This window comes from Microbulbifer hydrolyticus, from assembly GCF_009931115.1.
GTDB classification, from domain to species: domain Bacteria; phylum Pseudomonadota; class Gammaproteobacteria; order Pseudomonadales; family Cellvibrionaceae; genus Microbulbifer; species Microbulbifer hydrolyticus.
Window position 1 is genome coordinate 1,986,719 of sequence record NZ_CP047491.1, and the last position, 11,961, is coordinate 1,998,679.

The 11,961-nt window shown below is 48.0% G+C and carries 10 protein-coding genes; 7 read left to right on the forward strand and 3 right to left on the reverse strand.

Translation table 11 applies throughout. The features are described from left to right. Position 1: 1 nt before the first annotated feature. From prpF to GTQ55_RS08385, 4 genes are all read left to right on the forward strand, one after another. Positions 2-1,195, forward strand: coding sequence for a 2-methylaconitate cis-trans isomerase PrpF (prpF, locus tag GTQ55_RS08370; protein ID WP_161858324.1), 1,194 nt, complete (start codon positions 2-4; stop codon positions 1,193-1,195). A gap of 555 nt (positions 1,196-1,750) precedes the next feature. Beyond that, positions 1,751-2,677, forward strand: a complete 927-nt coding sequence (locus tag GTQ55_RS08375) for a DUF262 domain-containing protein (protein WP_237567888.1) — start codon at positions 1,751-1,753, stop codon at positions 2,675-2,677. A gap of 3 nt (positions 2,678-2,680) precedes the next feature. Further along, entirely contained in the window at positions 2,681-3,307 is a 627-nt protein-coding gene (locus tag GTQ55_RS08380; RefSeq protein WP_161858326.1) for a hypothetical protein, read from the forward strand. Between the two features lie 286 nt (positions 3,308-3,593). Beyond that, positions 3,594-4,316, forward strand: coding sequence for a hypothetical protein (locus tag GTQ55_RS08385; protein ID WP_161858327.1), 723 nt, complete (start codon positions 3,594-3,596; stop codon positions 4,314-4,316). A 715-nt stretch (positions 4,317-5,031) separates the two neighbouring features. On the opposite strand, the gene GTQ55_RS08390 is transcribed toward GTQ55_RS08385, so the two are convergent. After that, positions 5,032-6,018, reverse strand: coding sequence for a transposase (locus tag GTQ55_RS08390; RefSeq protein WP_161858328.1), 987 nt, complete (start codon positions 6,016-6,018; stop codon positions 5,032-5,034). A 252-nt stretch (positions 6,019-6,270) separates the two neighbouring features. Here GTQ55_RS08390 and GTQ55_RS08395 point away from each other — a divergent pair, with 252 nt between their 5' ends. Next, positions 6,271-6,987, forward strand: coding sequence for a PH domain-containing protein (locus tag GTQ55_RS08395; protein ID WP_161858329.1), 717 nt, complete (start codon positions 6,271-6,273; stop codon positions 6,985-6,987). 437 nt (positions 6,988-7,424) lie between these two features. Here the strand turns inward: GTQ55_RS08395 and GTQ55_RS17940 are convergent, their stop codons facing one another. Together GTQ55_RS17940 and GTQ55_RS17945 are read right to left on the reverse strand one after the other, a co-directional pair. Beyond that, a complete protein-coding gene (locus tag GTQ55_RS17940; protein ID WP_237567889.1) occupies positions 7,425-7,676 on the reverse strand; it encodes a hypothetical protein in 252 nt (83 codons plus the stop codon). Beyond that, positions 7,670-8,191 (reverse strand): hypothetical protein, encoded by a 522-nt coding sequence (locus tag GTQ55_RS17945; RefSeq protein WP_237567890.1) that lies wholly within the window; start codon positions 8,189-8,191, stop codon positions 7,670-7,672. Before GTQ55_RS17945 ends, GTQ55_RS17940 begins: the two co-directional genes overlap by 7 nt. 62 nt (positions 8,192-8,253) lie before the next feature. On the opposite strand from GTQ55_RS17945, the gene GTQ55_RS08405 reads away from it, so the two are divergent. Both GTQ55_RS08405 and GTQ55_RS08410 read left to right on the forward strand, forming a co-directional pair. Then, on the forward strand, positions 8,254-8,727 hold the full coding sequence (locus GTQ55_RS08405; RefSeq protein WP_237567919.1) for a PrpF domain-containing protein: 474 nt from the start codon (positions 8,254-8,256) through the stop codon (positions 8,725-8,727). 707 nt (positions 8,728-9,434) lie between these two features. Next, positions 9,435-11,951 carry an AMP-binding protein gene (locus tag GTQ55_RS08410; protein ID WP_161858330.1) on the forward strand — a complete coding sequence of 839 codons (2,517 nt, stop codon included), beginning with the start codon at positions 9,435-9,437 and terminating at the stop codon, positions 11,949-11,951. The last annotated feature ends 10 nt before the right edge of the window (positions 11,952-11,961 follow it).

Here is an 11,961-nt window from a genome sequence, read left to right on the forward strand (position 1 = left end):
CATGGCATTTGCTCCGCAAATCTATCCCCCTCAAATAAGGGTACCCGCCACCTATATGCGTGGCGGCACCAGCAAGGGCGTCTTCTTCCGTCTCGACGATCTGCCGGAAGCCGCTCAGGTCCCGGGCGCCGCACGCGACAACCTCCTGCTGCGCGTAATCGGCAGCCCCGATCCCTACGGCAAGCAGACCGACGGCATGGGCGGTGCCACCTCCAGCACCAGCAAAACCGTCATCGTGTCCAAGAGCGAACAGGCCGATCACGACGTGGATTACCTGTTCGGCCAGGTCTCCATCGACAAGCCATTCGTGGACTGGTCCGGCAACTGCGGCAACCTCACTGCCGCCGTCGGTGCCTTCGCCATCAACAGCGGTTTTGTGGATGCAGAGCGCGTGCCGCAAAACGGCATCTGCACCGTGCGCATCTGGCAGGCCAACATCAAGAAAACCATCATTGCCCACGTGCCCATCACCAACGGCGAAGTACAGGAAACCGGCGATTTCGAACTGGACGGTGTCACCTTCCCGGCGGCCGAAGTGCAGATCGAATTCATGGACCCGGCGGATGGGGAAGGGGCCATGTTCCCCACCGGCAATCTGGTGGACGACCTCGAAGTCCCCGGCGTCGGTACCCTGAAGGCCACCATGATTAATGCCGGCATCCCCACCATCTTCGTCAATGCCGCGGATATCGGTTACACCGGCACCGAGCTGCAGGAAGCCATCAACGGTGACGACAAGGCGCTGGCCATGTTCGAGACCATTCGCGCGCACGGCGCGGTGAAGATGGGGCTGATCAGCAAGGTGGAAGAGGCCGCAGCCCGGCAGCATACCCCCAAGGTCGCGTTCGTGGCCCCCCCAAAGGGCTATACCGCTTCCAGCGGTAAAGACGTAGCATTAGGGGATATCGACCTGCTGGTGCGCGCACTGTCCATGGGCAAACTGCACCACGCCATGATGGGCACCGCTGCGGTGGCCATCGGTACCGCAGCCGCCATTCCCGGCACCATGGTCAATCTGGCCGCAGGGGGAGGGGAGCGAAATGCGGTTACCTTTGGGCATCCGTCCGGCACCTTACGTGTGGGTGCGGAAGCGGAAGTGGTGAACGGGCAGTGGACTGCCACCAAAGCCATTATGAGTCGTAGTGCGCGGGTTTTGATGGAGGGTTGGGTGCGGGTGCCTGGTGACTGCTTATAGTCGGCCTAGCAGTACGATCGGCGAATAGCGGCAAGTGCTGTTTTAGCTGATTTCGGGAGTTGAAAGAGCGAGCCTCAATTGAGGCTCGCTTTTTTATGCCCGTTTCTTTTTGCTTAATAATTGAGCGAAGCGCAGCTTGTAACCATCATGCAGGGCAGTATTCGGGCTGGGATTCCCGACAGGGCGGGTAAGGCGTTGACTTATATGGGTGTTCAAATACTATCGAGTGCAGTCATGTCCAGAGATGTCGAATTTTTTCATCAAATAATAATTTTCTTGGGACGGCCAGTCCTGTGCAGGCAATAGGCGTATAAATAGGGACTTTATCTGATAGAAGATTGTTTGATTGCAGGATCGACAGGAATGATTTAAATAGCAACGATTGCTAGTTAGGCTAACAAGTAAAATATAGTATCAGGAAGTAAAATGAAAAATTTTGATTCCAGGACATATAGTATTAACGATTTCTTGGAGTGGTCGGATAATGAGCAGCTCGAATTGTCTCCGAAGTTTCAAAGACGCTCGGTGTGGACTGATACGGCTAGGTCGTATCTTATGGATACCATTGTAAGCGGAAAACCCATTCCGAAAGTTTTTATCAGACAAAAACTAAACCCTCAAACCAGAAAGTCTATTCGAGAAGTTGTCGATGGCCAACAACGTTTAAGGACAATTTTGTCTTTCATGAAAGATGGTTTTGTGATAAGCAAAAGGCATAATAAGGATTATGGTGGGCTCTACTTTAGTCAGTTGAGTGAAGTGGATGATGATATTCAAGCTCAAATACTCAATTATGAAATATCCGTCGACTTGTTGGTTAATATGTCCGACCCGGATGTTCTGGATGTTTTTAGTCGGTTAAATTCATACTCAGTTACTTTGAATGAACAAGAAAAAATAAATGCCAACCACTTTGGCCCCTTTAAGACGACTGCGGATAAATTAGCCCATATAAATAACTCGTTCTGGATCGACAACAAAATTATTACCGAGCAAAACGTGCTGCGCATGTATGATGTACAAATGACTGCAGACTTGCTGATTGCAATGATAGAGGGAGTTCGCTCTAAAAAGCAGATTAAAAAGTTCTACGAGACTTATGAAGATAATTTTGAGTACGATGTGGATGAGTTAGAGAGAAAATTTCAGAATATAATCGAGATTATAAAGAAGCTTTTTGACTCGAATCTAAAAAAGCGAGAGTTTAGGCGAAACCATGTATTCTATTCGCTATTTGTTTCAATTTTTCACTTAGAGTTTGGGGTGTCAAATATTCAGGCTGAAAGGATATCGATTGAGCAAGTTGGGTACGCAAGAGCTTCTCAAAATTTAGAAAGACTCGATTATATCTTCGAAGAAGAAGACAAAGATAGGTTGAGTCGCGAAGAAAGGCAGTTTCTAGAGGATTGTAGGAGGGCGACAACGGATACAGCTGTCCGCATCCGCAGGAGTGAGTACATTGCTAGACTGATAACGGAGTAAGCGATGTCCTTATCAGACTCTATAGGAGAGTTTAGAGCCGGAGTATCTCAGGTTAATGCAGTATTAGAGAAGGCTTACGAGGTGGATTCTGATGGGAATGAAATCTTTGATGAATTACAGCAAGAGTTTATCGTTTCCTCCGCTTTTTTAAGAATGTTTATCCACTGGGAGACATTTGTCGAGGCATCATTCGCCAGCTATCTTATTGGTGAAAGATCGGTAAATGGAACTAGTGTTTCCAGGTGCGTAACACCTTCAGATAGAGATCATGCATTAAAGATTTTAGTGGGAACGCAAAAGTATGTAGATTGGGCAAATCATGAAATAGTGCGCAGGCTCGCGAATTTATACTTGGAGGATGGGGAGCCATTTTCTTCAAATATTTCTGCCATAGCGCGAGATTTGTCTGACTTGAAAACAGTCAGAAATGCTGCTGCTCATCTTAGTAGCACTACGCAACATCAGCTCGATGCATTAGCCAGTAGAGTTCTGGGGCGTGCGGTCAGTAATTTCACGGTCGCCAATTTCATATTGCACTTAGATCCTAATGATCCATCAAAAACAATTCTTCAGAAATATCAAGAGCTTCTTGATTTGGCTGCTGAAAATATTGCAGGTAATGTCACTTGATTGGTGGCGAAGTCGATGGGGTGCCACTAATAAATGGCACCAGATCAATGTTGGAGAGCTAATTGATCTTCGTGGATAGAGTGCGAAAATATGATTTTCCTCTGTTTTGGTAGGGCTGTAATGCTAGATTTCAGATAAATGAATTTTTTCGGCCTAATATAATATGAATGAGTTGCAGGCCGGTTTTAGTTGTGTGGTTATTTCTATTAAGAATAATTATTCACAAATTTTTATGAGATCATCTAATTGATTGCTTTTTGATAGATTGGTTCTTGAGGGTAATGATATGAAGCATGTGTTACTTTTTATAATTTTCACTGTTGTCACGGCTGCAGGTGAAGTTATTGCTGCGCCAGAAAAAATTGGTCCGTTGTATCTTGGTATGCCGATGGGGGAATATATCAAGGAGACTGGACTTAAACTAATCGACTGCGAAACTCACCGATTATCGAGTGGAAAAAAAATATATAAAGCTGAAATTGTTGATCTTACGCTAGATAGAAAGTCGCTATGTTCAAATTCCGACTTCGATACGGTTGGCGTCATTGAGGCTAACGAAGTTGGCGGAGTGAAATATAAACTAATTCATTCTGGGTATAAGGTCGGAGGGTTTCTGGAGTCTATTGGGCACAGCAGTAAAGCCATCTTTATGAATGATAATCTTGTTAGCTTGGAAATTTATGCGCCGGAAGTAGACGCGGGAACTCTTGCTGCAAAATATGGAAAACCTGATTATGTGGATAGTAGGGAGGTAACTCTTTGCGTAAATAGTTTTGGAACTGAATTTGAGGATAAAAATGGTAAAGAAGAACTTATCTGGGAAAGTGACAGAGCTAGATCTACTTTCCGCAGAGTGACTATGTTCCAACACGATTCCTGTCGATTGAATCGAGGATTTGTGGATTTTTATATTATCGAACTTAGGTCTGAAATTGAGTTATTAGATGCAGCCATTTTAAGATTCCATAAATCTATTCAAGCAAGGGAGATCGCTGAAAGTCCATTTTAATATTGTGGTCAGCGTAAAATATTGCTGCTGTATTCAATGGGTCATTCTATTTTGGGGCTATGAGCCTAACTCCGTATTTTCATGCGAAATAGTGGGGTCAGAGTAAAATATTGCCGTTGAAAATAAACGGGGTCAGATCAACATTATGACGCCCAATAGCACCCACTGAATTTTCCATCCATTAGTGTATGACCGTAGCAAAAAGGGAAAGTTTGATGGCCAGATTGCCGCGTCTCGGACCTGCGGGGATTCCGCAGCATGTCATACAGCGGGGCAACAACCGGCTCGATAAAAACGACATCCATTAATTGGATCGTTCATCATAATGTTTGCGAGTTTTGCTTCTGTTTGCTTGAGCGGAGGTAATTTCGAAGTAGGGATGGATTATTTGGGGAAGTTCATTCGAGGCTGCTCTATGAGACTTAGCGATTCCTCGCAAGCGACGTCCGATGGTGCTATTTAAAAGAGCAACACGGCTTTACGGGAGGGGCGGTGGCGACAAATAGCGCTCAGAAATAAAACAAAATAAAAAGGACACCCACAAATTGAAAGGCTGCCGCCAAATGGATTTTTGGTGTTTGGCTGAGGCTGGGATTCCCGACTGCATCGCCCGGAATGACCGAGTTCTTGCTCTGATATGCCGGAAGGCGTTTTTCAGTTACAAACCACCCTTGCAGTCAGCCTGCGAGGCATTTTTTAAACATGAAATAATGGTTTAAGTCGCGGGTGGGGGAAAGTAGCGCTCGCAGTCGCGTATGCCGTGCGCCCAGCGCTTGCCGAGTTGCTCACAGGCGCTGCGCACTGAGTGGGCGGAACCCACCAGAGATTTGAATCGGCTCTCGAAGTTTTTGTTCAGGTAGAGCCAGTGCCGTGGATCTATCTGCAATCGGTCGAGGATCGGCGGAAGGTTTCCGTCGATGGTGCCGCGCTTGCCCTCGCGAAGACAGCGTCCGCTCCAGTCCACCAGCTCGAGATAGTCCTGCAAGCGGAAGGGCAGACCGAGGGGCATGGGGGCCCTCGAGTTGCCCGCGAAAGGGAATAGCGGCTCCGGCTGTCGGCCATCTTTCGCCGCTTCGGCGCGTCGCTGGATGGACGTGTGCGCCGAGGTTTCCGGTGTGTCCGCCATTTTCGCGCGGATCGGATTCAGATCCACATAGGCGAGACAGGCGGCTAGGGCCTGCTCGTCGAGAAGTGCCTGCGACTTGAAGCGGCCTTCCCAGAATCGACCGGTACACTGGTCCTCGCGGTTCGCCTCGCGGGCGATGGATTCATTCAGGTAGCGCATGAACCAGCTGATATCCATCAGCCGAGAACGCCAGACTTCTGCCACCTCGGTGAGCCGTGCCAGTTCCGCTGTATCTAGAAGCTCGTTGTGGGCGAAACGCCGGGAAAGTGCAGAGCCTTTGCACAACTGGTGCCAGCGCTCTACCACCTCACGCATTTCCCAGCTGGCCGCTCGCGCTTGGTCTATATGCAGCACCAGGTGGTAATGGTTGCTCATCACCGCGTAGGCGCAGACATCCAGTGCGAACACCTGGGCGAGTGCCAGCAGTTTGTCTTCAATCCACTGGCGGCGGTGCTCGAAACACTGCCCAGTACGCTCGTCTCGCCCGCACAGAAACGCGCGGCGCACACAGCGAGATACGCAGTGGTAGTAAGGGGTGGACTTGAGAGATATCAGAGATTGCCGTGGAAGTCCCATGGCTGGCCTTTCATAGGGGTGGATGTATAACCAGTATTGTGCGTGAAAATGGATGGATATCAATGGGCTTGGCGTGAGATGTACCTTGTTTGATGGGTGTCCACGTATTGACTACATTCCGCCAATCTGGGATAAAACCGCCTGATCATTAGGGAGCTCGGGTGATATAGTATTCATAGCTGAGAGAGCTTTTTTCGGTACACAGGGAAGATTAACGTGAGAAAAAAATGTCTTAAGTGTGGGTATGAGCGTGTGGATAGCGATGTATCACCAGACTATGAATGTCCAAAATGTGGTGCAATCTATGCGAAGGTTGAGGCTTTCCAAGAAAGACAAAAGTACAAGATGGAAAGCTTTGATGTATACGCTGCTTTTACAAAACTGCGCCACTGGGGTGCAATTTGTAAACTGAACAACGTAAACCTTAATTCATTCAGTACCCAAAAAGAGCTAGAGGAACTTTCAAAATACTTGGAGCCTGAAGAAGTTGTTTTTGCACTAGCGTCTGGAATCATGGCGCAGACCTCCACTTCAAACTCATTTGACTTTGGCTTGAATACTTGGCTCGCAGTGTTAACGAGTGATCGTTTTTTGTTTTTGGATGCGGCGCTGTTTACTCGCTCGATCGATACACAAAGTATTCGCCACGATAAAGTTCAGGCCGTTTCCGCTTCTCAGGGATGGATGTTTGGGAAAATCATGATCGACTTGGGCAGCCGTGTGATTACGATTGACAACTGCGAAAAAGAAACCGTGAAAGTCTTCGCAGATTTAGCAAATAAATGGCTTAAGGCACTAGAGCATAAAAGGCGCTCCATTGCGTACGGTGAGCGTAGACTACCAAAGGAAGAGTCTGCGATAGATAAATTAGAAAGGTTGGCGCAATTGCACAAGAATGGAGTCCTTTCTGACGCAGAGTTCAAAGAAGTAAAGGATAAGTTGCTTGGAAGCCTATCGAGCAACATATAGGCCTTTCTTAGATGTGTACAATTGAAGAAGGCCTATTTGCAGCTAGGTTTTAACTTCGTCTAACGAACCCTTCCGTTAATTTTTTTTTGCTCTTCGGCACCTTTCTCAATCATTTAAAAGGCGCTAACTCTCTCCTCTTGTGCACCACACAGGGCAGCCTCGATATCAATCTCGAGGTGGTCCACACGATACCTAGAATATTAGGGCCACCCATTAGCCGGCCCCCGTCCACTGTAGATTATGCGGAATAAAAAGGACACCCACAAATTGAGAGGCTGCCGCCAAATGGATTCTTGGTGTTTGGCTAAGGCTGGGATTCTCGACCGTATCGCCCGGAATTATTGAATTCGTGCTCTGATACGCCGGAAGGCGTTTTTCAGTTATAGGCCACCCTCGCAGTCAGCCTGCGGGGCATTTTTTAAACATGAAATAGTGGTTTAAGTCGCGGGTGGGGAAAGGTAGCGCTCGCAGTCGCGTATGCCGTGCACCCAGCGCTTGCCGAGTTGCTCGCAGGCGCTGCGCACTGAGTGGGCGGAACCCACCAGGGATTTGAATCGGCTCTCGAAGTTTTTGTTCAGGTAGAGCCAGTGCTGGGGATCGATCTGCAATCGGTCGAGGATCGGCGGCAGGTTTTCGTCGATGGTGCCGCGCTTGCCCTCGCGAAGACAGCGCCCGCTCCAGTCTACCAACTCAAGATAGTTCTGCAGGCGGAAGGGCAGACCTCTGCCACCTCGGTGAGCCGTGCCAGTTCCGCTGTATCCAGCGGCTCATTGCGGGCGAAGCGCTGGGAAAGCGCAGAGCCTTTGCACAGCTGGTGCCAGCGCTCCACCACTTCGCGCATTTCCCAGCCGGCCGCTCGCGCTTGGTCTATGTGCAGCACCACATGGTAATGGTTGCTCATTACCGCGTAGGTGCCGACATCCAGAGCGAACACCTGGGTAAGTGCCAGCACCTTGTCTTCAATCCTCTGGCGGAAGTGCTCGAAACACTGCCCGTACGCTCGTCCCGCCCGCGCAGAAACGCGCGGCGCACACAGCGAGAGGCGCAGTGGTAGTGAGGGGTGGACTTGAGAGATACCAAAGATCTCCGCGGGAGTCCCGTGGCTGTTTTTTTGATGGTGGATGTATAACCAGTCTTGCGGGTGGATGTGGGTGAATTTCAATGGGCTTGACGCGAGATGTACCTTGTTTTCATGGGTGTCCACGTATTTAGTTTTTCGTCAATGCCGCCGACATCGGCTACACCGGTACCGAACTGCAGGAAGCCATCAACGGCGACGACAAGGCCCTGGCCATGTTCGAGACTATTCGAGCATATGGTGCGATGGCCATGGGCCTGATCCAAAACGTGGAAGAGGCCGCGGCCCACCAGCATACCCCCAAGGTTGCGTTTGTAGCCCCCCGAAAGGGCTATATCGCTTCCAAAGTTAAAGAAGTAGCATCAGGAGATGTCAACCAGCTGGTGCGCGCGCTCTCCATGGGCAAACTACACCACGCCATGATGGACATCGCCGCCGTGGCCATTGGCACCGCCGCTGCAATTCCCGGCACCGTGATCAATCTGGCCGCTGGGGGAGGGGAGCGCAACGCCGTTACCTTTGGGTACGCGTCTGGTACCTTGCGGGTTGGTGCGGAAGCGGAAGTAGTGGACGGGCAACGGACGGCAACCAATGCCATTGTGAGTCGCAGCGCGCGGATTCTTATGGAAGGGGCTGTGAGGGTGCCCTTGGCCCGCTTCTAGCCCGACCTAGAGAGGGCCACCCATTGTAGTAGGACCCGTTCAACAGTGGATATATATTATGAAGCGAGTTCCGGAAAGGACTTGCTTTTTTTTGCCTTATATTTCCCTAATGGGGGTTAGCTAGTACGGGCTATTTTCTTATAGATGGTGGTGGATTTTGGCGCCTAAAATGATTTTTTCGATAGCGGGTTGTTGACTTGTAGTGGATTGAAAATAATATGAATTTCAGTCACGGCCAGATAAATATGGCCGCTCTCCCTTTCCGGTATTGTAAGAAGATCTTTATTTGGTTTATTGGCTGCCATAACAACAGAAGGCGGGAAGCGTTAACGTTCACTTTTTGTAGGCCTCGAACGTTTATGTAATTAGAATTTATTTAAGCATCGTTCTATAGCTTTAGGTTTTTCGCGTATCTTGCGAGCATGTTGTAAGAGTTTTAAAAATCGAGCATCGATTTAGGTCGTTTTTGTTTCTGCTACATTCTTCTTGATATCTGCGCGAATTTGCAGAAGGTATGGTGTGCGACCAATTCAGGTGGAAGCACTAGGTGAATAGATAGTTTCTATTTTTTCTTCGAAATTAAATTGTATTGCATGTCGTGTCGTAGACGGCTGCATGGCAGTGTGCCTGCCAAAACCTATTTGCATATAAATGAGCAGTGGCGGATATTAAGGATTGCTGCTGTAAAAGTTCTACAAGGATGAAATATGGATATCTTGGATGCGGTTCTCCAGAGTGAAAAATCACAGGCCGTTCTTCTAATTGATTCAAAAGAAATCACCTATGCACAACTTGCGGAACTTACAGCGGAGTTCGCCGATTCTCATTTTACACATCGAGGATTGATTGCCATTGAGTGTGCGAATGAGCTTACACCTGTCATCGCCTATCTGAGCGCTGTACGTTACCACATGCCCTGTATGTTGTTGGCTCCAGGTTCTATAAGTAAAAACAGGACCGTAGATAGTTATTCTCCTTCTCTTCTTGTTCAAAAGGTTGATGATGACTGGCAGATTAATGCCACTGGAATGAGTGTGGAATGCCACGATGATCTTGCCGTACTGCTTTCTACATCTGGGTCCACGGGTAGTGCCAAGTTTGTTCGCCTGTCTCGTGAGAACATAATTTCAAATGCAAAATCCATTGCGGAATATCTAAAGCTGGATGGCAACGATCGAGGGATAACCAGCTTGCCATTTCATTACTCCTATGGGCTGTCTGTAATTAACAGTCATCTGGTAGCTGGAGCCTCCATCGTCATATCGAACGCATCGGTTAAAGATGAGGTTTTTTGGCAAAACATTGACGACCTCAGGGTGACGAACTTCGCCGGTGTTCCCTACACTTTCGAAATTCTGGAAAAAATCGATTTCCTTCCAAAGAAGCCGCATGACTTGCGATTTGTTACACAAGCTGGAGGAAGGCTATCACCGGAAAAAGTGAAAAAATTCCACACGATTTTTTCAGAAAATGACATAAAGTTTTATGTCATGTACGGTCAGACTGAAGCCACCGCCAGGATTGCCTACGTCCCTCCTGAAGAGCTGGCAGGTAATGAAGGGTGCATCGGTATCCCAGTTCCCAACGGTAAATTGAAACTGCTGGACGATGAGGGTCGAGAGATTTCCGCGTATGAAGAGCCGGGAGAGCTTTCCTATACTGGTCCGAATGTAATGATGGGATACGCTGAGTCCGGGCAGGACCTTATCAAAGGTGACGAGGTTAGCACGCTGCGGACCGGTGATCTCGCCGCAAAAAAATCAAACGGTTTGTATTATATAGTCGGAAGAATCAAGCGGTTTATCAAGATATACGGGGTGAGAACCAATCTTGATGAAGTTGAACTGCGGCTAAATGAGATGGGCGAACGCGCGATTTGCACGGGAACTGATGGACAACTCGTGGTGGCCGTGCTGAAAAATCAGAAAGAAGTCAGGAGAAAAGTGTCGGAATTTCTTGATATTCCGCCGTCGTCTGTGACGGTATTGGAGTATGTGGAGTTGCCATTGTTACCGTCTGGAAAATTTGATTACCAGAAAATTATTGCTGACTCGAGTGCGAAGGGAAAGGCACGAAAAAACAATTTCCGAGATGATCTGGCCAATATACTACAGATAGATAGGGTCGAAGATGGAGATTCGTTTATCAGTCTCGGAGGCGACTCTCTATCTTATGTGGAGGCGACGGTTACCCTGGAAGAGCATCTGGGATTTTTGCCGGACAAATGGCAGATCTTAACTATGCGGGAGCTGGAGGAGCTGTCCTTTTCGAAATCAACCAGTCACTGGCTAAAGCCCTTCGAAATATCGATTTTTTTGCGTGCATTTTCAATTTTCACTATTGTCTCGGGTCACTTCAAGTTTTTTTCCCTCCCTGGAGGGGCGGCGTTGTTATTCGTTGTCGCGGGGTTTAACTTCTCCCGTTTCCAGTTGCCCGCCATCATCCATAAAGATTCGGTGCTTCCCGTTTTTTCACTACTATGGCGGATTTTTCTGCCCACTGTGTTCGTCCTAGGTTTTTTTTCGGTCTTATCTGGGCGTCTAGATTTGCCAGCTCTGTTTCTCGTTAGTAATTACTGGCCGCCTGATGCTTTTGGTGGGCGCTCATTTTGGTTTATTGAGGTGCTGATTCAAGTATACGTAATTATATTTTTAATATTCTCTCTTTCTATTGTTCGGAAAGGTGCAGGCAAATATCAGTTTTACTTTATTTTTGTAATGGTGTTGGTTTCGTACGGCGTTGCTAGCCTAATCGAGGTGGCGTGGAATACAGAGTATTTATACCACCGTGTACCACATATAATGCTGGGAGTCTTTTCGCTGGGCGCACTTATTGGTGTGGCTGAGTTAAGAAAAGAGAAACTGGTAACAACAATGTTGGCCATTATATTGTTATACCAATCGCTTTTCGATGGCCGGTTCGAACGCGCTGACTATATGTTTATTGGTGCGATGTTGTTACTTTGGGTGCCGTTTATCAAGCTCCCCTGGTCTCTGTCGACAGTCTTTTCTTTGGTGGCATCGGCCTCAATGTACATATACTTGAGCCATTTTAAAGCAAAACAAGTCCTTCATCTCTTGCTGGGCGATATTGATTCTTCCGTTGCCGTTGTATTTGCGCTCGTCGTTGGCATCGTATTTTGGTGGGTTTGGGAAAGGGGAGTTCGGTTTGCTCAGCAATTTCACCTCACAGTAGTAAAGCCCAGACTAAAATCCGCTACCTAGTTCATTGACG

What these genes read in the sequence shown, in the direction of transcription:
- GTQ55_RS08390 (WP_161858328.1), bottom strand. Translation starts at nt 6,018, where the DNA reads ATGGGACTTCCACGGCAATCTCTGATATCTCTCAAGTCCACCCCTTAC.
- GTQ55_RS08385 (WP_161858327.1), top strand. Translation starts at nt 3,594, where the DNA reads ATGAAGCATGTGTTACTTTTTATAATTTTCACTGTTGTCACGGCTGCA.
- GTQ55_RS08410 (WP_161858330.1), top strand. Translation starts at nt 9,435, where the DNA reads ATGGATATCTTGGATGCGGTTCTCCAGAGTGAAAAATCACAGGCCGTT.
- prpF (WP_161858324.1), top strand. Translation starts at nt 2, where the DNA reads ATGGCATTTGCTCCGCAAATCTATCCCCCTCAAATAAGGGTACCCGCC.
- GTQ55_RS08375 (WP_237567888.1), top strand. Translation starts at nt 1,751, where the DNA reads ATGGATACCATTGTAAGCGGAAAACCCATTCCGAAAGTTTTTATCAGA.
- GTQ55_RS08380 (WP_161858326.1), top strand. Translation starts at nt 2,681, where the DNA reads ATGTCCTTATCAGACTCTATAGGAGAGTTTAGAGCCGGAGTATCTCAG.